Below are 20,772 nucleotides of genomic sequence, written 5' to 3'. Positions count from 1 at the left end.
ATAATTGGCAGAAAAGGAAGTTTACAATACTACTAAGAAATAAATCTGTTAAAGGATGTGCAGCATGTTGAATAAAGAACAGAAGCTGGGTCTCGTGGTCGATGTAGAGACAACCGGGCTTGGTCCAGACCGGGATGAAATCATTGAGCTTGCGCTGAAGCTTTTTTCCTACCATGAGGAAACAGGAGAAGTGCTTGAAATTATCGAGAAGGATTCTTTCTTAAGGGAACCGCTGTCTTTCTCTGCCAGGAGGAATTACGGCAATGCCTTCCGGGTGCATGGGATTCCTTATGAGATGGTGGAAGGGAAAACCTTTTATGAACCGAAAATCAAACAATATTTCGAGAGGGCTGAAACAGTTTTTGCCCATAATGCCTCCTTTGACAGAAGCTTCTTGTACAGAATGTATCCGGAAGTGAATGAGCTGAAGTGGTTCTGTACGATGAGAAGTGTACCCTGGAAGAAATATGGATTTCCGGACAGTAAGCTCCTCACCCTTCTGCAGGCGCATGGGATCACAGACCACCAGACACACAGGGCGCTTGACGATATTACATATTTAATGGAGCTCCTGAAGCAGACCAATCCGGACGGCACCACCTATCTTAAAGAAATTATTAACGCAAGACCGATGAGACGATATCAGCCCTCCGTGCAAAAGAGCAGGACGTCGGGATTCTAAACTCCTAAGCCAATTATTTTTATCAGCACACAGATTGCGTTATCTTAGAAATAAGAAATAAAGAGTTTGTCAGCTGGAAATAATTTGGGAAGTGGGGTCAGACCCCCCAATAAAGAGAGGAGATGCCGTATGAGTTCAGTGATCGATATTGTGAATCCGGCTACGCTTGAGGTGATTGCTTCAGTGCCGAATGGAGGCAGAGCGGAAGCGAGGGCTGCAGTAGATGCTGCAGCGGAGGCATTTAAAAGCTGGTCGAAGAAGACTGCGGATGAGCGCAGCAGTTTACTGATGAAATGGCATGATTTGATTGAAGAGCATAAGCAGGAGATTGGAGAAATCATGACAAAGGAGCAAGGGAAGCCTCTTAAGGAAGCGATTGGAGAGGTTTCCTACGCAAACAGCTTTATTTCCTGGTATGCGGAAGAGGGGAAACGGATCTATGGCCAGACCATACCTGCTTCCCATCCTAATAAGAGAATTCTGGTCCAGAAACAGCCGGTAGGCGTCATAGCAGCCATTACTCCATGGAATTTTCCTGCTGCCATGATCACTAGGAAGGTGGGCCCGGCACTTGCATCCGGCTGCACAGCGGTGGTAAAGCCTGCCGAGCAGACTCCATTGACTGCCATTCGGATGGCAGAGCTTGCGTACGAAGCAGGAATTCCAAAAGGGGTCCTTCAGATTGTGACAGGAAGCGCTTCTGAAATAGGCGATGCATGGATGGAGGATGAAAGAGTACGGAAAATTTCCTTCACAGGCTCGACCGAGGTTGGGAAGATCCTGATGAAAAAAGCGGCTGATACGGTCAAAAAATTATCGCTGGAGCTTGGCGGCCACGCACCCTTTATCATCATGGAAGATGCGGATATGGATGCCGCTGTTGCGGGCTTGATTGCCTCCAAATTCAGGAATGCCGGGCAGACCTGTGTTTGTGCGAACCGGATTTATGTACAGGAAGGAATTGCGGAGGAGTTCAGCCGCAAGTTTACCGATGCGGTCGCTAAGCTGAAAGTTGGCAATGGAATGGAGGATGGCGTGGAAATTGGTCCGTTAATTGATGAAAATGCGGTCGAGAAAGTAAGACGCCATATAAACGATGCACTCGAAAAGGGAGGAAAGCTGGTATTGGGAAGCGGGAATCCCGAAGAGGGCGGTTCAGGCTATTTTGTCGAACCCACTGTTCTTACAGGGGCCACGGACGAAATGCTCTGCATGAATGAGGAAACCTTCGGCCCGTTCGCACCGATTGCCACCTTCAAAACAGCGGAGGAGGCCATTGAAAGAGCGAACAATACCATCTATGGACTAGCTGCCTATGTATTCACCCAAAACCTCAGCCAGGCCTTTGCCATCTCAGAGGGACTGGAATATGGAATTGTAGGTCTGAATGACGGTCTGCCGTCTGTAGCACAGGCGCCTTTTGGAGGCTTTAAGCAGAGCGGACTGGGCCGCGAGGGCGGACACTTTGGTATGGAAGAGTATCTTGAAGTAAAATACATTTCTATGGGAATTTAAGGGAAAGAAAGAGGCTGTCCCAAAACAGGAAGTCAGGCATCGGTTCTAAACGCAGCATGCCGGTCTCCTGCAGGGACTGCCTCTTTATTTTCTTCGGGGACTGCTTTAGTGTTGGAGCGGCGCTCATCTAATTCCATGCTGTTTACATTTTAATGAAACGTCGGAGGACGATCAGGGCCTAAACTGAATTATGATAAGATTGACAAAAGACACCCTGCCAGGGTGTCTTTTGTTCTTATTGCCCATATGAGGATGCAAGATTTTTTAAGGCCGCAGCAGTAAATCTATTTACTAATGAGAATGAATCTCATATAATAGAAAATAAGATCACTGATAATAATTATCATTGTCGTTTAGAAATCTCTGTTGTTGAGGTTTATGGATATAAACAGCTGATATGAAATTGGGGTGGAATCAATGGTACTGACGGAGCTGCAGCCTGGAGGCAGAGCAAAGATACTCGATATCGAAAAAGTGAATGTTCTTGTAAAAAGACGTCTTTTAGACCTTGGTGTTATAGAAGGAACGGAAATCTCAATAAAGCGCATACTTCCATTTGGAGGTCCGTTTGCTCTTGAAGCCGGGGGCCAGTCCATCGGCATCCGCCGAAAGGAAGCAAAGCTGATTCAGGTTGAAGTATCATGATTCAAGTAGCGCTGGCTGGAAACCCAAATACCGGTAAAACTTCCTTGTTCAATATACTGACGGGCTCATATGAGTATGTGGGAAACTGGTCCGGAGTTACGGTTGAAAAGAAAGTAGGCGTATTGAAAAGCAAAGAGGGAAAGATCATTGATCTGCCCGGCATTTATTCGCTGAATCCACTTTCGAATGATGAGGCAGTAGCCACCCATTTCCTATTGAATGAGGAATTCACAAGCATACTTAATATTATTGACGCTTCACAGATTAAAAGAAACCTATACTTAACGCTTCAGCTGCTGGAGTACGGCAAGCCGATTATTATCGGCCTGAATATGATTGATGTCGCGCGGGGAAGAGGACTCGTGATTGATGAAAGAAAGCTCTCAGAACAGCTTGGCTGTTCGGTAAAACCCATTGTTGCCCGTACAGGGAAGGGCTGCCGGGAGCTTTCAGGGATGCTTGCTGGATTGAACGGCAGCTCTGAACCGCTGATCTTGGATTATGGGCCTGAATTGGAAGCCTCCATACACAGGCTGAGCGGATTATTTCCTGAAGACGAAAAATTTCCGCCTTCAAGATGGCTGGCCCTTCAATTCTTTGAGGGGAATACGGTTGTTAAGGAGCTTCTGGAGAAACACATCTCCCATCGGCAGCTGCAAGAAATCTATTCAGAAGCCGAAAATGCGGTGAAGCATGCTTCTAAATCACTGCCTTACTATATCAGGACGGTTAAATCAGCTTATATTGATCAAATTCTTTCGTCAGCAGTCAAAACCCAAGCATCAGCTTCCTATACACTGTCGGACCGGATTGACACCATTGTTACGAATAAATATTTAGGAATTCCCATTTTCATTCTGTTCATGTTTTTAATTTTCAAATTGACATTTGACTGGCTGGGCACCCCCTTGTCAGATATGCTGGACGGCTTTCTGACGGGAACGGTAACAGACTTTCTAAGATCCGCGCTGAATTCAGCAGGGGCATCCGATTTTATCAAGGCGGTGGTCCTTCAGGGAATTGTGGCAGGAGTCGGCGGGGTACTGGTGTTTGTTCCGCAGATTATGATTCTATTTTTCTTGATATCCTTCATTGAGGATTCCGGCTATATGGCCAGGATTGCGCTTGTGATGGATAAAGTATTGGAAAGTGTAGGGCTGAACGGAAAGGCCTTCATCCCGATGATTATCGGCTTCGGCTGCAATGTGCCTGGAATCATGGCGGCTAGGACAATCGAGCAGCCTAAGGAAAGGCTTTTGACGGTGATCCTGACACCGCTTATGTCCTGCTCTGCAAGGCTTTCGGTATACAGTCTCTTTGCAGGAGCTTTTTTCACACATAATCAGGCATTGATTGTGCTGTCCCTGTATCTGTTGGGAATTATCATTGCCCTCTTGCTGGCCAAGATTTTCTCATCCACTCTTTTGAAAAATGAAAGCTCCATGTTTGTCATCGAGCTGCCGCCTTACCGTTTCCCGCAATGGCAGTCGCTGCTCCGCAATACCTGGGAAAAAGGGAAAGGCTTCATCAAGAAAGCCGGGACCTTCATTTTTGGAGGCTCAGTTGCCATTTGGTTCTTAAGCTATGCGGGTCCTGCTGGATTCAATGTATCTATGGATAAAAGCTTCCTGGCGATGATTGGAGGAGTACTTGCCCCTCTGTTCGAGCCAATCGGATTTGGCAGCTGGCAGGCAGGTGCTGCCCTCCTGACAGGTTTCCTGGCCAAAGAAGTGGTTGTTTCCACCATGAATATTATTTATGCAGCCCCTGACTTAACGACTTTGCAGGGAATCATGGCACATCATTTCACTCCGCTGTCAGCCTACAGCTTCATGGCATTTTTACTGCTGTACGTGCCATGCCTGGCCACGGTTGCAGTCATTAAAAACGAAACAAGATCGGCAAAATGGACGTGGTTTTCCATTGTATATGCGCTGATCATTGCCTATATTGTATCGCTTGTCATCTATCAAATCGGTCGTCTGCTGGGATATTGAGAAGCTTTGCCCCGAGAAACTTTGCAGAAGGAAGGGAATCTTGCATGATCATCAATCTATTGATTGGCGCCATCATCTTTGGATACGCCGGCTTTACCCTGTATAAACATGTAGTAAAAAGCAGGCAGGGAAAATGCGCGGCCTGCTCCTTAAGCAAAAACTGTAAGTCCGCCTGCAGTGCAGTTCAAGGCGAGCCCAATATGTGGGCGGCAAATAAAAAATTAAGTTAATTATAAAAGGGCACAGCTAGAAAGTATTGGCTGGGCCCTTTTTAGTTAGGGGGTGGAATTCGTCTTTGGGGATATCTATTCGCGGGAAGGACTGGAACTAAAGCAGCGGCAGCTCATCACAATTGCGGCTCTGACCACACAGGGAGGATGTGAGCCGCAGCAAAAGGTACATATAAAGGCTGCGCTTAATGCAGGCCTTACTCCCGGGTGACGGAAGCGATTGTTCATTGTGTTCCAATACAGAATTCCCGAGGGTTCTTAATGCTAATTTTACCGCTAAGGGAAATTTTGAGGAACGGGGAATTTTGGAAGCAAAAGCATAAAAAGGGGACATTTTTTAGTTAAGTCTATCCTTTTTTTTCCTCCTTTTTTACCCTATACTGGGAAAAAGGAGCTGGGAACCATGACATTTTTTACACTTCACCGCAATATTCAAATTAGAATCTTAACTTCATTTTTAACAAGAATCGTAGGTTCCATGATTTTTCCGTTCATGGCGATTTACTTTGCACAGGAGCTTGGGGATGCCCTGGCAGGTATCCTCCTGCTGATTAACGTTGGAGCCTCCATTCTTTCCGGTTTTTACGGGGGATATATCACTGATAAAATTGGAAGGAAAAAGGTGCTTGTTGCAGGGCAGGCGCTGACGACGGGAGCATTTACTGTCATGGCCGCAGCCAATTCCCCATGGATGGAATCGGTATGGGTGACATTCGCCATGATGCTTGTAAACAGCATCAGTTCGGGCTTTATCAATCCGGCGGCAGAGGCGATGCTGATTGATGTGAGCACCAAAGAAACAAGGACCTTTATGTACAGTATCAACTATTGGGCCATTAATGCCTCTATCATGATCGGCTCGCTGATGGGCGGATTTTTATTTAAAACTCATAAATTCGAGCTGTTTCTTGCCGTCACAGGAGTAGCAGTACTCACATTGCTCCTGGTTATATTTTTGATGACTGACAGCTATAAGCCGGCGGCGAATCCAGTAAAGGTAAACATCTGGAAGGACATGGCGCTAAGCTATAAAGCGGTGATGCATAATTCATTGTTTTTGGTCTTTTCCCTTGCCAGCATTTTTATTCTGGGCCTCGAGATGCAGAGGAATAACTATATTTCCATTAGGCTTGAAAAGGAATTTCCGTCCGCGGCACTGGACTGGTTCAGAACAGATCTTCACATTGACGGCATTCGGATGTTCAGTTTCCTGACAACCGAGAACACCTTCATCATTGTATTGTTCACTGTGGCGGTTGCAGGCTGGGTCAGGAAATACAGAGAAAAAGATGTATTATTCCTTGGCATCCTGACACAGGTTGCCGGCTATGCGGTCCTGGCCTGCAGCAATTCAATCTGGATCCTGCTGACGGCAGGACTGATCCAGACCATTGGGGAAATGCTTTATATCCCGGTGAGGCAGTCCATGATGGCGGAGTTGATGGAGGAGAATGCCAGAGGGGCTTATATGGCGATCAATGGCCTGGTATTCCAGGGGGCCAAGCTGATTGGAGCAGGAGGGATCATCCTTGGAGCGGCAGTTGGATCCATGGGGATGTCACTGGTTTATGTCCTCTGCGGGTTTTTATCATTCGCACTATTCAGCCTGGTGATAAAGAAGCATGCCGGCAGTACTGTGAAAAAGCAGGCGGGCAGGGCGGTATAATCAGGGGGCTGTCAATAAAACGCTAACTAAAAGCGGATGGAGAAAAACGAAAAGTACTCCACCTGCTTTTGGTTTTATTCGGCTGATTTCTCCCTCAAGGAATTGTCGATTCGAGGATTTATGCACCCGGTTGATAAATAAACAGAGAGATTCCGTTCAGAATCCGACCGGAATCTCTCTGTTTAATTTTCTTTTGCTGGTTACTTCATTGAGAACAGGATTCTGATCTTTTTACCTGACTTTCCGGAGAGCTCCTTTTTTTAGTATCCAGGGAATCACCTGCCGGCAATCCTCAATTCATATCCGTCCTGCGGCGATAAGAGTTTTCATACGCCGCATGCCTGAATTGCAGGATGGGATCAGGTGTGCATTCAATCCCCTGAGGGAGGATGGTTGGATCAAAGAGAAGGCTGTCAGGAGCGGGCATGAGCTTTTGATTGATGAATAAATCACCGATGTGGATCTGCTGCCTTCCTCCAGGCCAGACGGCTGTGGGGTCGTCTATCGGATCATCCTCTTCCCCAATCTGGAGGAAGAGCTGAAATCCAACCGGCCCCGCTTCCACTCTTTCTTGCATTTCCTCATCCAGATAATCCGGCATAAGCCCGGCTGCTTCTTTTTTGGTGAACATGCTGATTCCGGCATGCGGCTTCCATATATACTTGGCTGGGGTTCGCTTGCCTTCCTGATTGATAAGATAAAAGGCATGGATAGAATAATAAGGTGCCATGGCATAGCTTGCAGGCAGGCGGATTTCCTGAAGCATTTCAAAGAAGCCTTTGCTTTCCGGATATTTTGCGGCAATCTTCAGCATGGATTTTACATCAGGTTTCCCCTTTTTAAGAGAAGCAGCAAGCTGCAGGATCTCGGTAAAAGACTCTGGGGTCCGTGCAAAAAATATCGGAATGCTGGTGCATACCAAATTGGTAACAGAACCGCCGGAAAGCTTGAATTGAACGGCCATCCCCTTGGGAGGGGTGAGAGCATCACTGTGGCCGGGATTCGTTGAACTGTTTGAAAACCGGATGATCGCCTGGACTTTTTCGTTTTGAAGATGAGGAGCCGTTGTCAGCCCGGCTGCACGGCCGTTCGGTTTAAATATGCCTTCATAGAAGCAGCCTCTGGCATGCGCCCTCCTTAGAGCCGGGAATTTTCCTCCGATTGTTTCTATATGATCTATGGCCTTGCCGGCAAGGTCCCTTTGCGATGTTTCTGACAGCTTCATATACACTCCTCCTAGCAATGGTATCAAATTATTTACCCAAAATTATGGAATGTTACTATCATTTGAAGAAACAATCTCCTATCAAATTCTGAGCGTTCCAAACAGCCGCGGGAATAAAATAAAAAAATTATCTTGAAAGCGTTTTTAAAGCATGTTATTATACCTACGTAAACGTTTTCGTTGAATTGATGTCAGATTGAAAAGCAGGTGGGAAGATGCCCTATACCATTAAGGATGTCGCTAAAAAAGCCAATGTTTCCATTGCTACCGTTTCTCGGATCCTCAATAATCAAACTGGCTACTCCGAGAAAACCAAAAAGAAGGTTTTGACGGTTATTGAAGAGCTGGGATACCATCCCAATGCTGTTGCAAGAGGGCTGGTCAATAAAAGGACGCATACAATCGGAGTGCTTGTACCGGCCTTGTCCAGCATGTTTGTAGCAGAGGTGCTGGATGGCATTGAAAAAGCAGCCAATGAAGCCGGCTCCAGCATAATTGTCTGCCATACCGAGTCCAATGGTGAAAAAACCATGAATTATCTCCAGCTGCTGAATGAAAAGCGGATTGACGGTATTATCTTTACCAGTGGAATCTTAAAGGATGAATACTATGAATTCACCAGTAAGATGAAGATACCGATGGTGCTTTTGGCTACTCTTTCACATAAGCATCCTGTGCCTTATGTGAAAGTGGATGATTACAAGGCATCCTATGCTGCTGCGGAATATTTGGTTGCAAAGGGACATACGAAAATTGGTATGATCAGCGGCAACAAGATGGACATCATTGCGGGAATACCGAGGATAGAGGGCTTTAAGAAAGCGCTTGAAGATCACGGCATATCGGTTAATGAAAAGAACGTGGTGTATTGCGAAGGATTCGCCTTTTTGGATGGAGTGGAGGGAAGCAGGAAGTTACTTGAGCAGAACCCGGAACTTACAGCGATTTTTGCGGCAAGTGATGAGTTAGCTATAGGTGCCTATTCTACTCTTTACCAGATGGATCTTAGAGTGCCTGACGATTTATCCATTATTGGCTACGATAATTTAAGCATTGCTAAGATGTCGATTCCTCCTCTTACAACGGTAGAACAGCCGTTGATAAAAATGGGAGAGGAAGCAGCCAGGATGGTTTTCAGCATGCTGGAATCGGGAGAGGCAGCAAAAAGCCGAATCATGCCCCATCAGATGATTGAAAGGCTAAGTGTAAAAGAAAAGGGGTAACCTTTCTTTTATGGACTTTTGCGTAAACGTTTACGTAGAAGTTCGATCAGTAGGAACTTATTTTTTTACTGAATTACGTAAACGATTTCGGACTATAACCTTGCATTTGCATACCTGATGGCACTTGCCCCTATGATCATCGTATACATCTTTGCCCAGCGCTGGGTCATCAGCGGCGTCATGAAGGGATCTATTAAATAGGCTTTGCCTTAATAACAAATCGATCGGAGTGGATATTATGAATAAAACATGGTGGAAAGAGAGCATCATTTATCAAATTTATCCAAGAAGCTTTAACGACAGCAATGGTGACGGAATCGGAGATTTGAACGGCATTAAAGAAAAGATTCCGTATTTAAATGAATTAGGGGTCGATGTCATCTGGCTTTCCCCGGTTTTCAAATCTCCGAACGATGACAATGGATATGATATCTCTGACTACAGGGACATTATGAACGAATTTGGGACCATGGAAGATTTCGATTATATGCTTGCTGAAGCACATAAATATAATATTAAAATCATGATGGACCTGGTTGTGAACCACTCCAGCGATGAACATGAATGGTTCCAGGAATCCAGGAAATCTGCAGATAACCCATACAGGGACTACTATATCTGGAAAAAACCCGTTAACGGTGAACCCCCTACGAATTGGGGAGCTGCCTTTGGCGGAAGTGTCTGGGAATACGATGAGCAGACAGGAGAGTATTATTTGCATTTATTCAGCAAGAAGCAGCCGGATTTAAACTGGGAGAATCCAAAGCTTCGCCAGGAAGTATATGAAATGATGCGCTTCTGGCTGGATAAGGGAATCGATGGCTTCCGGATGGATGTCATAAACTTCATTTCCAAGGATACAAGCTATCCACAGGGTGAAATCCATGATGGCCATAAGTATGGAGACGGCGGAAAATATTACATGAACGGACCCCGTATCCATGAATTTCTGCAGGAAATGAATAAAGAGGCGTTAAGCAGGTATGATACCATCACAGTTGGAGAAATGCCCGGAGTGACTGTTGAACAGGGCAAGCTTTATACTGGTGAAGACCGAAATGAATTAAATATGGTTTTCCACTTTGAGCATGTTGGTTTAGGTGATGGGAACTTCGGCAAATGGGATCCAAATCCATGGAAGCTGACTGACTTGAAGAAGATCTTTACAAAATGGCAAAAGGGACTGGAAAATGAAGGCTGGAACAGTCTGTATTGGAGCAATCATGATCAGCCTCGCGCCATTTCCCGCTGGGGGAATGATTCAGAGGAATACAGGGTGGTATCAGGGAAGATGATTGCGACCTGCCTTCATATGATGCAGGGCTCCCCTTACATTTATCAAGGGGAAGAAATCGGGATGACCAATGTTCACTTTGAAAGCATCGAGGATTACCGGGACATTGAAACCCTGAATGCATACCGTGATTTAACGGATGGAGCACTCACTCATGAACAGATCTTCAAAGGCATACATGAGCGCAGCCGTGATAATGCACGGACACCGATCCAATGGGACGGCAGCAAGAATGCGGGCTTTACAACAGGAACTCCATGGATTGAAGTGAATCCTAACTATAAAGAGATCAACGCTGAAGCAGTATTGAAGGATCAACATTCTATTTTCTATTATTATAAAAAACTGATTCAGATGCGTAAGCAGAATGAAGTGATCGTCTATGGAGCATTTGATCTGCTGATGGAAGATGATGAGCAAATCTTTGCTTATACAAGGACACTTGGAGAAGAAGTGCTGCTTGTGATCTGTAATTTCAGCGGGGAATCTCCTGAATTTATCCTTCCCGATGAACTGCAGCACAATTCGAGGGAGCTGCTGATCGCCAATTACAATGTTGATCCGCAGGAGTCTATAGAAAAACTGGCTCTTAAACCATATGAATCCAGGGTATATAAAATTAAATAATTCATGTATGAAGGACCGCTTTTAAAGGGTCCTTTTTTAAAAGAGTACGGGAGCTGTCACACAACTGAAAGGAGAATGGAAATGAACAAGAAGTGGTGGAAAGAAGCGGTTGTATACCAAATCTATTGGCGCAGTTTTTATGATACGAATGGCGATGGCTTTGGCGATCTGGAAGGTGTCATCCAAAAGCTTGATTATGTGAAAAGTCTTGGCATCGATGTTATCTGGATGAATCCTTTCTATAGATCGCCAGACCGGGACAATGGCTATGACATTGCAGATTATTATCAAGTGATGGAAAAAGCGGGAGACATGGAAGTGTTTGAAAGGCTTGTAGGTGAAATTCACAAACGGGGAATGAAGGTGATTATGGATTTAGTGGTGAATCACACTTCCGATCAGCATCCATGGTTCATTGAGTCTAAAACCTCCAAAGAAAATCCAAAGCGCGATTGGTACATCTGGAAGGAGCCGAAGGAGGGCAGGGAGCCCAATAACTGGCGGTCCTATTTTGCACCATCGGCATGGGAATGGGACCAGGCTTCCGCACAGTACTATTTCCATTCCTTTGCTGTCGAACAGCCGGACCTTAATTGGAAAAATCCGGAGCTCCGCAAGGAAATTTATAGAATGATGCGCTTTTGGCTGGACAAAGGTATCGATGGCTTCCGGATGGATGTAATCAACCTTCTGGCTAAGCAGGAGGGCTTTCCTGATGCGGCAGACCCATATGATATCAGCTATCTCGCAGACAATCCCGGCATCCATGAATACCTGGAGGAAATGAACAGGGAAGTGCTTCAGCATTATGATGCCATGACTGTAGGAGAAATTCCTTTCGTTACACCTGAAACCGGCCTTTTGTATGTGCATGAGGACCGGAATGAATTAAATACCTTATTTCATTTCCAGGTCGCCGATGAAATGGCGGTTTGGGATATGTGCCGCTATAAAGAAATACAATCCGCCTGGTACAATGGATTAAAGGATAAGGGCTGGAATTCCCAGTTCCTCAATAACCATGATCATACCAGGCAGGTTACCCGGTATGGAAATGACCGCGGGTACCGTGTGCAGTCCTCTAAGCTTCTGGCCACCATGATCCACACTCTTCCGGGCACGGCGTATATTTATCAGGGAGAGGAAATTGGGATGACAGGTGTCCGATTTGACTCCATTGAAGATTATGATGACATTGCCATGAAGAACAAATACGCAGAATTGGTGGAAAAGGGCGGGAATCCGCAGGAGGTTTTTGAAAGCCTTCTTCTATTAAGCCGTGATAATTCAAGAACTCCCATGCAGTGGGATGACTCTCCTGAAGCCGGCTTTACGGCAGGGACTCCATGGATCAAAGTCAATCCAAATTATAAGGACATCAATGTAAAGAAGGCATTGGAAGATGAAAATTCCGTATTCTATTATTATAAGAAGCTTATTTCGTTAAGAAAAGAAAACGAAGTCATGGTGTACGGAGATTACATCGACTGGTCGGAGGGAGATGAGCATGTATATATGTATACACGTTCTTATGGCGATGTGACATGGCTGGTCGTCTTAAACCATTCCGACCAGACGCATACAGCAGCCATTCCTGAAAAGTTCCAGAGTTTGGATAAGAGAATCGTAATCGCCAATTATCCGGACCCTCAAAGTGAGGGAGATGGACTTTCTCTGCAGCCGCACGAGGCCCGGATTTATGAATTGAAAATGGGTTAATAAATCATTGGTACGCGGGGAAAAATTTGTTAATATTATTTCAATATTAAAAGCAGATGATGAGACGAGCAAGTAAGAAGAAGCTTTACAGAGACCCTCGGCAGCTGAAAAGAGGGAAGGGTATTCTTGCTGAAAAAACCCTCTGAGCTTCGCACGGAACTAAGATGTTTTTAGGGATGCTGCGACGGGTTCCCCCGTTCCAGGGATAAGGTATCGCATAGAATGCCGTACCTGATGAGGCTTATCCTGAGCGATCAGGTAAGCAAACTGAGGTGGTACCGCGAAGTCAAACTCTCGCCCTCAAGATGAAGAATCCTGGAGGCGGGAGTTTTTTATTTTGTCCGCAACATAAAAAATGCTGGAAGGCGTGTTTAAATGCATTGGGCATATGAGATTGCAAATCGATTAATAGAAAAGTATCCTGCGCACAAAGTGTTTACCTGTGCTTCAAAGAAGATGCGGAAAAGGAAGAAGCAGTTATTCAGGCATATCTATCAGCTCACGACAGGCAGAAACCAGGGACCAAGAGTTCCGCTGTTAATCCGTGTGGCAGGAAGGGAACGATTGCTGCATCTCCTTGATTTATAGACAGCTTTCCGTTGCCAACAGGCTGTGCCGCATCTTATGCGTGCAGCCTTTTTGGCTTAAGGAGCCTTTTAAGCTTAGGAGCTTACGAGGTTTTCTTGTAACAAAAAACGGGCGGTCTGCTCTCTCCATGGTGCTCCTTTTTTATTGATATAACCTTTTCGAAAAAATATTATTTTCCATAAGAGGAAATGATTTACAAAACTAACGATATTAGTTATGATGTTAATATCATTAGTTTAGGAGGTTTTCCCTTGAAGGTTACCCCATTTGGACCTATTCGCCAGGTCACATTTCTTCCTTCGGTATTTCCTGTGAATTGCTATCTTGTTGAAGAGGAAAATGAATTGACACTGATTGATGCGGCACTTCCATACAGCTGGAAAGGCATCTTAAAGGCTGCTGAATCAATGGGCAGAAGGATTACAAGAATTATCCTGACTCATGCTCATGACGATCATGTCGGAGCATTGGACCGCCTGAAAGAAGAGCTGGGTGATGTAAAAATTTATATTTCCCGAAGAGATTCAAGGCTTATGGACGGCGACCGATCGCTTGAACCCGGTGAAGCTTCTGCTCAGATCCGGGGAGGAGTGCCTAAGAAGATGAAGGCGAGAGCAGATATCCTGGTACAGGAGGGAGACATGATTGGTTCCTTACAAGTCATTTCTGCTCCTGGACATACGCCGGGGTCCATCGCCCTCCTGCATAGGGAAACCCGGGCGCTCATTGCAGGAGATGCTTTTCATTCCGTGGGCAGGGTGACTGTATCTGGCGGTAAAAACCTCCGTTTTCCATTTCCCGCAATAGGAACCTGGCATAAGGAAACCGCCCTTGACAGCGCAAGAAAGCTGAAAGAGCTGGCTCCAGCCGTTCTTGCCTGCGGACACGGGAAAATTATGCATGATCCTGATGCAGCGATGGCTCAGGCTATATCAAATTTACAGCAGGAATGCAGGGGAGCAGAAGATGCCAAAAAGACTGGCCGATAAAGACGGTATAGTGAAAGAGGCGCTGGCCATAGCGAAAGAAAAGGGAATGGATGCCATTTCACTCGGTGAAATTGCCAAAAGAATCGGGATTAAAACTCCATCATTGTATAACCATATCGCCGGAATTAACGGACTCAAAAAAGAACTGGCAGTCCTGGGACTGACAGAATTCAAGAATTGTTTACTGCAGGCAGTGATCGGAAAGTCAGGGGATGAAGCGATATACAGCCTTTCTGCTGCCTACCTTTCATTTGTAAGAACTCAGCCCCAGCTTTACGAGGCAACCATGGGCTATACGGATTTTTCGGACGATGCCATCAAGGCCCCCTCAGAAGCGATTCTCAGCATCATGTACAGCGTACTGGGTGCCTATCATTTAAGCGAAGAGCATAAAGTCCATGCCATCAGGGGACTTCGGAGCCTGCTGCATGGATTTGCATATTTGGAATTGAAGCATCAATTTCAAATGAATACGGACCTTGAAGAAAGTCGGGAGCATATCATCCGGTATTATCTTGAAGGGTTAAAAGAGGATAAAAAAAGCCTTTATGAATGAAGGCTTTCTTTATTTCTTGTTCCATTTGTAATTAATTTAAAATGAAAGGAATAGAAGATGGGAACCATATCCTATTAAATACCCTATTTAGCCTAAGAAAAAATATTATATAATATTAGATATCACAAGTAGAGGGTGTATGAAATTTGGCTACCATTACAGATATTGCTGAACATCTTTCTAACCATGCATCAAGGCTGGCGAATGAAATTGTCACAGAAATAGCAAGCAGATTTAAGTTTGAGGTTCCTCATAGTGAAATAGAGCAAGCAAAACATATTTATGAAAATTTCTTTGAGTTCTTAGGAGAATTTCTTCCCTGCAATGAAGAAAGAATCCCGGAAGAACTCCTCTCATGGAGTAAAGAGAACGGCGAGCGGGAAGCCTCTGTTAACGGACAGATATCTGTCATTTTATCCCGTTATCCTGACACAAGGATTGTGTTTACCAAAAAAATATCTTCGATCTGCATGGAATACAGCCTTTCGCCAGACGAAATGGTTACCATCATTACACGAGTCAACTATTTCCTGGACTTAAGCATCAATGAAACCGTTTATGCTTTTGAACGGCATGCCGAGGAAATGATTAAGCAGGCAAGGAATGAAGCACAGGAGCTGTCTGCACCTGTTGTTCCTATTCAGGACGGCATAGCCATCCTGCCGCTCATTGGCTCCATTGACTATGACAGAGCTGCGGTGATTCAAGAAAAAGTGATCCCTAAAATCACAAAACTTAAAGTAACCTGCCTGATTCTGGATTTTTCGGGTATCCTTACAATCGATTCCTTCATCGCTAAGTACATCTTTGACATTCACAATGTACTCCGCCTTATTGGAGTAAGCACCATAGCCACCGGAATCAGGCCCGACCTGGCCCAGATTATCACAAAAGAAAACCTGAACCTCACCGCCATTAAAACCTATGCGACAGTAAGACAGGCGATTGACAGTTTGACATCAAAAGCGTAGAACAGTGCCTGCTTAAGACCACATGCGTTTATAACTAACAGGCAGAAAACTAATAAAATAAGGCAGAAGTTGTTTTTTAAAAATATGAGAGGCGATTTCATTATTAAACAGGTTGATTGGAGCGGAAGGTGCGAAACTCCTGATCCATCGAACTGACATCCTCGAGTCATAAGTCAAGCAGCCCATGGGAAGATAAACGCTCCCACGGGCTGCCCGCCTTATGCTGGTCGGATGTCTGCTTTTCAAAAAGTGTTTATTGTTGATTAGTCTTTTCTGCAGTATGCCTGCTGTAAGGATTGCAGCCGATTACTTTTCTGATTTCCGGGGTGATCTGGTGTTGGATGGGTGTTTTTCTAAGCGGAGGGTTCAGCGTGCCGCTTCCATCATAATACATAGGCTTATTTTCCATTTTGCACCTGCTTTATCGGTTTTGTATAGGGGTGTTTATACATGTAGTTAGATATATATGATTCTATATTCCTATATAAAACTCCTTCTTAATTCCTATATTTTCCTGAAATAATGAATTATTAGGGGTCTATAGAAGGTATTGAGATGACAGATGATGAAATTACTAAGTATCTGTAAAAGGGAAGTGAATCTATGGAGTTTAAAAATTATGAGGAATTCTGGCTTTTTTATCTTACACAGCACAGAAAGCCTGTAACCAGGGCATGGCATTTTGCGGGGACCAGCTTGGTGTTTGTCTTTATCCTGCTATCTTTTATTACATGGAACTTTTGGATCCTGATTTTGGCCCCTGTTTCAGCTTATTCACTTGCCTGGATCAGCCATTTCTTTATAGAGGGCAACAAGCCTGCTACCTTCGGCCATCCATTCTGGTCCCTCAGGGCGGATTTCCGGATGTACTGTCTTACTTTGTCTGGCAGACTTAATAACGAATTGAAAAGAGTGGCATCTTAAACTAACGTGAAGCGTGAATTCAAGAAGGTTCGGACAGCTCTGCTCAAGGGCGGGATGCAGTCCGAAGTCCGCTATGGCGCAGCAGGTTCAGACTTCAGCATAGAAGGCTGCCGCATAAGGCTTCTAATCCTTATATGGCAGCCTTTTTCAATCAGCTGAACCGCTGGATGAGCCAGATAAAGCCAGGGATAAAGATGACCGCAGACCCTGTACTTACGCCAGCCCGGTATTTTTTGAATTTTTGCAGATAAAAAAGGATGGGTTTTGCTAGTAAAACAATGAACAGCTGGATGATTTCGATTCCCAAAGTTAAAGTTTACTAATGCTATGGCCAGATGGGATTACCTAGCAATAAAGATAAAGCCGGCAATACAGCAAAGGTAACGGCCACTGTAACTGCTCCTAAAGGAAAATCTAAATAATAAAGAGCTGCCCTGAGCCCTGCTCAGGGCAGTTCTTTTGTACAAAAGTGGTAAAGGCTTTTTACGTGCATATATTGTTTGAAATATGATATAAGTGGAAAATAAATGAGTGATTCTAATCGCAGCCCCAATTTAAAACCTCTGAAGAAACTGCTAAACGAATCTTCCTGAGAAATTCAGGAGGATTGCTTCTCTGTTAAAGTTGTATTCATTCTGCAATACTCAGAAATATTTTTGTAAAAAAACTTTGTTACAATATAAGGATAATAAAAATAGATGTAAATTTTTATTTTCCTGAATGGTGGAGGTTTAATATGACACTGGAAAAGCAATTAGTCGAGAAGGCATTTTATAATTCTTTTTATCAAAATAATAATGATGAAACGGTTCACCCAATAGCAATTCTCGGGGAAGCCCTGATGGCAGGACAGGCAGACGAATCTGCGGATCTTGCCAGCATCCGCTTTGCCCAGGGGGAGGTCTATTTTAAGAATAAAGACTTTGAATCTGCTGTTTTTAAATGGGAGCTTGTGGATAACCCCCTGAAGTTTTGGGCGAGAAAAAACATTGGTGATGCCTATTATGCCCAGGGATATTTCTCAAAGGCAGAGGAAATGTACAAAACAATTGAAACGGAAGATATGACCCTTAAGGCAGAGGTGGCTCTCCAGCTGTTTTCACTCTATATCAGAGAAGAAAACATAAGCTCTGCTGACAGGGTGATTAAGGATATTGTCCAGATTCATCCGGATTATCCGACTTTGACCGAAATAGCCCGCGTCTTCTTTGAGGAAAACAAGGACTATGACAGCGCCATTGAACTGGCAGTCAATGAATCGGCACGCACCAAAAATGAGGACTGGTTTAATACTCTGATCTCCTATATCAGGAGCGGCCATGCCAAAGGGACAGCCCCCGATTATTTTAATAAAGCCATTTATGCGGCAGAAGGAGTCCGGGATGAGGTCTTTGAAAGTCTTGTCCGTGCCTTATGGAATCACTTTAAAAATGAGGAATCCTATATTCAGTGGATTATCAATATCAACAGTATCCTTGCTGGGATGGAAATTGGCAATCACGCATGGCATCAGCTTTCTTCAAGCTTTAAAGAAACCTATTCTTATCTAGTGAATGGCCGTTTCACGCTGAAGGAAGTGGAGCATATGGTGCCGGGGCTTGTCTCCAATTGGCTGGGACTGGCTCACGACTCCGATATCCTGTTTGCTTCCGCAGCAGTTTTATCATGGAGCGAGCTTTTCCAGGAAAGCATCAGCCAGGATGTGATCAACCAGGCCGAAAACCTGATCTATAGGACTGGCAAAGAATATGATGCACTTAAAAATGGAATCGAATTATATCAATCCATTGTTTCTTGGGCAGAGAAGAATGATACGGTCATTGATTCCAAATATGAATGGATCATCCAGGAACTTCTTGACCTTAAGACCAGACATATTGTGGTGGCAGGAACCAAAGGAAACGGCAAATTTACATTTTCCAATTCTTTAATAGGGCAGTCCATATTGAATGCAGACACCACTGGAGTCATTGCCTTTAAAAATTATCAGGATACCGCGATTCAGCGCATTACGGATGCCCAGGTCCAGGATATTACCCATAAGGATTTTTATGAACTGACAGGACGTGGGCAGAACAGATCTGAAATCATCGAATTTAAACTGCCGTCCAAATTCTTCAGAGAAAATGGGTTATCGTTATTGGAAACACCTGCGTTCACGGATGCTACTCCTGATCGAAATCCTGTGTTCGACTACCTGCATTTTGCGGACAGCCTGTTGTTTATCTTGAATGCAGATACTCCATTCACGGCTGAGGAGCGGGACATCCTGATGCAAATCAGGGAAGCAGCCCCAGACCTTCCGATCCATTTCGTCATCAATAGCATGGATGCGTATTATGGAAAGGATGCCGCGCACCGGGTTGCTGAAGAAACCAGGAGCTTGATTAATGCCTATTTCCCTAAGGCGCATGTATTTGGCTATTCTTCAGAGGAAGAAAGCTTTAAGGGCTTCAGGGAACTGGGAGAATTCATCAGCACAAGCTATTCACAAGGGAATTTCGAAAAAGAACGCACAGCCAAGCTGCTATTTTATATCCGTCAGACCATCAAAGGCCTCATTGAAAAGCGGTCTCAACAGGAAAAAAGACTGGAGAAGACCGTCCAATGGGATGTTGATATCCTCAGCAAGCTAAAAGGTGCTTCCCATCAGCTGGATGATCTTGAGAAAGTAAAAGCAGGCCGTGTTGAGAAATCCTTTGCCTCTATCAAAGCCAAGGTAAGGGCTGAAATGGAAGAGAAGATTCCTCAGCTCCTGAAGAAAAGCTCAGATTTTATCAACGAGGACAGCGACTTCTCAACCATTGAAGAAAAACTGAACGACGAAATGAATGAACGGATCGAAAGCTATATTGACCGCGATATCCTGCCAAGATTCTATTTATCCCTGCAGGAATGGATCAAAAATGCAGCAGGTGAGTTCAATGAGAGCCAGACTTTCCTTGATGAAATGAGAGAAGGATTTAACTCGATGTATGGAGAAGAGAAGCTTGCCCTGAAATGCGATTTCAAGGTTCTCGACGACTGGCAGCGCGATTCTGACCGGATGACGGGAGGCTTCCACCTCGACAACATGAAGATTTTGCACAGATTCTCGCCTCAGCAGTTCCTGCTGAAAAGTGCTGGGAAGCTGTTTGGGGCAATATCTCAAAATAAAACACCAGTCTATAACAAATACAAGCAGTATATCGAAAGCGAAGACTACAGTGAAATAGCTAAAAAAGTCACAGACAAGTTTCTCAGCCAATTCGACATGTTCGAACGGTCGCTGAATAGAGACATGAGAATGTTCTTTAAAGAACCAAATAAAGAACTCCTCTCCGTCATAGAAGACACCGAGAAAGCAATCAGCAGCAACACCAAGACGCTGGAAGCCCTCAAACAGGACCCGGCAGCCTATTATGATCCACTGACCCTATTCGAAGTACGCCTCCGCTCATTCGAATGGATCATGATTGTTGATAAGGAAGTTCAGTATATTTATTAAAGCAGGTTTTTAAAAAATGAATTGCTTTTGAAGTAGTAGCGTTCCAGGATGCCCGCTTTCCGCGGGGCGGGCGGTAAGCCTCCTCAAGCTTGAGCCTGCGGGTCTCACCTGTCCCGCTGATGCTAATCGCGGGAACCCCTACCTGGAACGAAGTCCAACCTAATTTAATTACTTTTATTTACTCAACATCTTTTAAAACAATCTTAAAAAATGTTAATATACGAAGCTATCCAGACTGCAGATTAACTCAAAAGCTGAGTTATCTGCAGTCTTTTTTTATCGGTTTTAAGTTCTATTGGTCCCTGGCACCGCAATTCGTCCTGAGTTTGATCAATTCAATAATATAAATGGGTTTTGTTAAATTGAGGGGTTTCTAAGGGACAAATTTTCATAGAGAGTCAGAGATTTGTCCATGAGGAAGGGTCTAAAGGACA

The 20,772-nt window shown here is 44.6% G+C and carries 17 protein-coding genes and 2 pseudogenes; 17 read left to right on the top strand and 2 right to left on the bottom strand.

All coding sequences use genetic code 11. The annotated features are described in order from the left end of the window. Positions 1-64: 64 nt before the first annotated feature. The 7 genes and pseudogenes from H539_RS0120725 to H539_RS29225 all read left to right on the top strand — a co-directional run bounded on the left by H539_RS0120725 (position 65) and on the right by H539_RS29225 (position 6,735). Positions 65-682 (top strand): exonuclease domain-containing protein, encoded by a 618-nt coding sequence (locus H539_RS0120725; protein ID WP_026695110.1) that lies wholly within the window; start codon positions 65-67, stop codon positions 680-682. Between the two features lie 129 nt (positions 683-811). Then, positions 812-2,197, top strand: a complete 1,386-nt coding sequence (locus tag H539_RS0120720) for an NAD-dependent succinate-semialdehyde dehydrogenase (RefSeq protein ID WP_026695109.1) — start codon at positions 812-814, stop codon at positions 2,195-2,197. A 417-nt stretch (positions 2,198-2,614) separates the two neighbouring features. Beyond that, positions 2,615-2,842: a FeoA family protein gene (locus tag H539_RS0120715; protein ID WP_026695108.1), complete on the top strand. Its 228-nt coding sequence runs from the start codon at positions 2,615-2,617 to the stop codon at positions 2,840-2,842. Continuing rightward, the gene (gene feoB, locus H539_RS0120710) at positions 2,839-4,839 is read left to right on the top strand and encodes a ferrous iron transport protein B (RefSeq protein ID WP_026695107.1); all 2,001 of its coding nucleotides are present in this window, start codon (positions 2,839-2,841) and stop codon (positions 4,837-4,839) included. The genes H539_RS0120715 and feoB overlap by 4 nt, the downstream gene beginning before the upstream one ends. A 44-nt stretch (positions 4,840-4,883) precedes the next feature. Beyond that, positions 4,884-5,069 carry a FeoB-associated Cys-rich membrane protein gene (locus tag H539_RS0120705; RefSeq protein ID WP_026695106.1) on the top strand — a complete coding sequence of 62 codons (186 nt, stop codon included), beginning with the start codon at positions 4,884-4,886 and terminating at the stop codon, positions 5,067-5,069. 52 nt (positions 5,070-5,121) lie between these two features. Beyond that, positions 5,122-5,392 (top strand): annotated as a pseudogene (locus H539_RS31025) (carboxymuconolactone decarboxylase family protein); the annotation flags it as partial. An 80-nt stretch (positions 5,393-5,472) separates the two neighbouring features. Beyond that, positions 5,473-6,735 (top strand): MDR family MFS transporter, encoded by a 1,263-nt coding sequence (locus H539_RS29225; RefSeq protein ID WP_051348712.1) that lies wholly within the window; start codon positions 5,473-5,475, stop codon positions 6,733-6,735. A 292-nt stretch (positions 6,736-7,027) separates the two neighbouring features. Here H539_RS29225 and H539_RS0120690 read toward each other — a convergent pair whose 3' ends face one another. Further along, the gene (locus H539_RS0120690) at positions 7,028-7,960 is read right to left on the bottom strand and encodes a catalase family peroxidase (RefSeq protein WP_026695104.1); all 933 of its coding nucleotides are present in this window, start codon (positions 7,958-7,960) and stop codon (positions 7,028-7,030) included. A 215-nt stretch (positions 7,961-8,175) separates the two neighbouring features. On the opposite strand from H539_RS0120690, the gene H539_RS0120685 reads away from it, so the two are divergent. The 8 genes and pseudogenes from H539_RS0120685 (at position 8,176) to H539_RS0120655 (ending at position 15,927) form a co-directional block, all read left to right on the top strand. After that, complete coding sequence (locus tag H539_RS0120685; RefSeq protein WP_026695103.1) at positions 8,176-9,183, top strand: LacI family DNA-binding transcriptional regulator; 1,008 nt, start codon at positions 8,176-8,178, stop codon at positions 9,181-9,183. A gap of 87 nt (positions 9,184-9,270) precedes the next feature. After that, positions 9,271-9,384, top strand: a pseudogene (locus tag H539_RS32900) (carbohydrate ABC transporter permease); the annotation flags it as partial. A 37-nt stretch (positions 9,385-9,421) separates the two neighbouring features. After that, entirely contained in the window at positions 9,422-11,104 is a 1,683-nt protein-coding gene (locus H539_RS0120680; RefSeq protein ID WP_026695102.1) for a glycoside hydrolase family 13 protein, read from the top strand. Between the two features lie 81 nt (positions 11,105-11,185). Then, entirely contained in the window at positions 11,186-12,823 is a 1,638-nt protein-coding gene (locus H539_RS0120675) for a glycoside hydrolase family 13 protein (protein WP_026695101.1), read from the top strand. 375 nt (positions 12,824-13,198) lie between these two features. Beyond that, positions 13,199-13,411: a hypothetical protein gene (locus H539_RS0120670; protein ID WP_026695100.1), complete on the top strand. Its 213-nt coding sequence runs from the start codon at positions 13,199-13,201 to the stop codon at positions 13,409-13,411. A 251-nt stretch (positions 13,412-13,662) separates the two neighbouring features. After that, positions 13,663-14,400, top strand: a complete 738-nt coding sequence (locus tag H539_RS0120665) for an MBL fold metallo-hydrolase (RefSeq protein ID WP_026695099.1) — start codon at positions 13,663-13,665, stop codon at positions 14,398-14,400. After that, on the top strand, positions 14,378-14,956 hold the full coding sequence (locus H539_RS0120660) for a TetR/AcrR family transcriptional regulator (RefSeq protein WP_026695098.1): 579 nt from the start codon (positions 14,378-14,380) through the stop codon (positions 14,954-14,956). The genes H539_RS0120665 and H539_RS0120660 overlap by 23 nt, the downstream gene beginning before the upstream one ends. Positions 14,957-15,102: 146 nt before the next feature. Next, positions 15,103-15,927, top strand: a complete 825-nt coding sequence (locus H539_RS0120655) for an STAS domain-containing protein (RefSeq protein WP_026695097.1) — start codon at positions 15,103-15,105, stop codon at positions 15,925-15,927. Between the two features lie 253 nt (positions 15,928-16,180). On the opposite strand, the gene H539_RS32465 is transcribed toward H539_RS0120655, so the two are convergent. Beyond that, positions 16,181-16,336, bottom strand: a complete 156-nt coding sequence (locus H539_RS32465) for a hypothetical protein (protein ID WP_169816042.1) — start codon at positions 16,334-16,336, stop codon at positions 16,181-16,183. Positions 16,337-16,530: 194 nt separating this feature from the next. On the opposite strand from H539_RS32465, the gene H539_RS0120645 reads away from it, so the two are divergent. Continuing rightward, positions 16,531-16,851 (top strand): Mpo1-like protein, encoded by a 321-nt coding sequence (locus H539_RS0120645; protein ID WP_026695096.1) that lies wholly within the window; start codon positions 16,531-16,533, stop codon positions 16,849-16,851. A 736-nt stretch (positions 16,852-17,587) separates the two neighbouring features. Then, positions 17,588-20,338, top strand: a complete 2,751-nt coding sequence (locus H539_RS0120630) for a hypothetical protein (protein WP_026695095.1) — start codon at positions 17,588-17,590, stop codon at positions 20,336-20,338. The last annotated feature ends 434 nt before the right edge of the window (positions 20,339-20,772 follow it).

This window comes from Peribacillus kribbensis DSM 17871, assembly GCF_000430765.1.
GTDB lineage: Bacteria > Bacillota > Bacilli > Bacillales > DSM-1321 > Paraperibacillus > Paraperibacillus kribbensis.
The sequence above is the reverse complement of the archived record's forward strand: the minus strand, read 5'-3'. Positions and strand labels throughout refer to the sequence as shown.

Bases quoted from the DNA above. Each gene is read 5' to 3' on its own strand.
- feoB (WP_026695107.1), top strand. From the start codon at position 2,839: ATGATTCAAGTAGCGCTGGCTGGAAACCCAAATACCGGTAAAACTTCC.
- H539_RS0120720 (WP_026695109.1), top strand. From the start codon at position 812: ATGAGTTCAGTGATCGATATTGTGAATCCGGCTACGCTTGAGGTGATT.
- H539_RS0120675 (WP_026695101.1), top strand. From the start codon at position 11,186: ATGAACAAGAAGTGGTGGAAAGAAGCGGTTGTATACCAAATCTATTGG.
- H539_RS0120715 (WP_026695108.1), top strand. From the start codon at position 2,615: ATGGTACTGACGGAGCTGCAGCCTGGAGGCAGAGCAAAGATACTCGAT.
- H539_RS0120670 (WP_026695100.1), top strand. From the start codon at position 13,199: ATGCATTGGGCATATGAGATTGCAAATCGATTAATAGAAAAGTATCCT.
- H539_RS0120680 (WP_026695102.1), top strand. From the start codon at position 9,422: ATGAATAAAACATGGTGGAAAGAGAGCATCATTTATCAAATTTATCCA.
- H539_RS0120645 (WP_026695096.1), top strand. From the start codon at position 16,531: ATGGAGTTTAAAAATTATGAGGAATTCTGGCTTTTTTATCTTACACAG.
- H539_RS0120725 (WP_026695110.1), top strand. From the start codon at position 65: ATGTTGAATAAAGAACAGAAGCTGGGTCTCGTGGTCGATGTAGAGACA.
- H539_RS32465 (WP_169816042.1), bottom strand. From the start codon at position 16,336: ATGGAAAATAAGCCTATGTATTATGATGGAAGCGGCACGCTGAACCCT.
- H539_RS0120685 (WP_026695103.1), top strand. From the start codon at position 8,176: ATGCCCTATACCATTAAGGATGTCGCTAAAAAAGCCAATGTTTCCATT.
- H539_RS0120690 (WP_026695104.1), bottom strand. From the start codon at position 7,960: ATGAAGCTGTCAGAAACATCGCAAAGGGACCTTGCCGGCAAGGCCATA.
- H539_RS0120660 (WP_026695098.1), top strand. From the start codon at position 14,378: ATGCCAAAAAGACTGGCCGATAAAGACGGTATAGTGAAAGAGGCGCTG.
- H539_RS29225 (WP_051348712.1), top strand. From the start codon at position 5,473: ATGACATTTTTTACACTTCACCGCAATATTCAAATTAGAATCTTAACT.
- H539_RS0120705 (WP_026695106.1), top strand. From the start codon at position 4,884: ATGATCATCAATCTATTGATTGGCGCCATCATCTTTGGATACGCCGGC.
- H539_RS0120630 (WP_026695095.1), top strand. From the start codon at position 17,588: ATGACACTGGAAAAGCAATTAGTCGAGAAGGCATTTTATAATTCTTTT.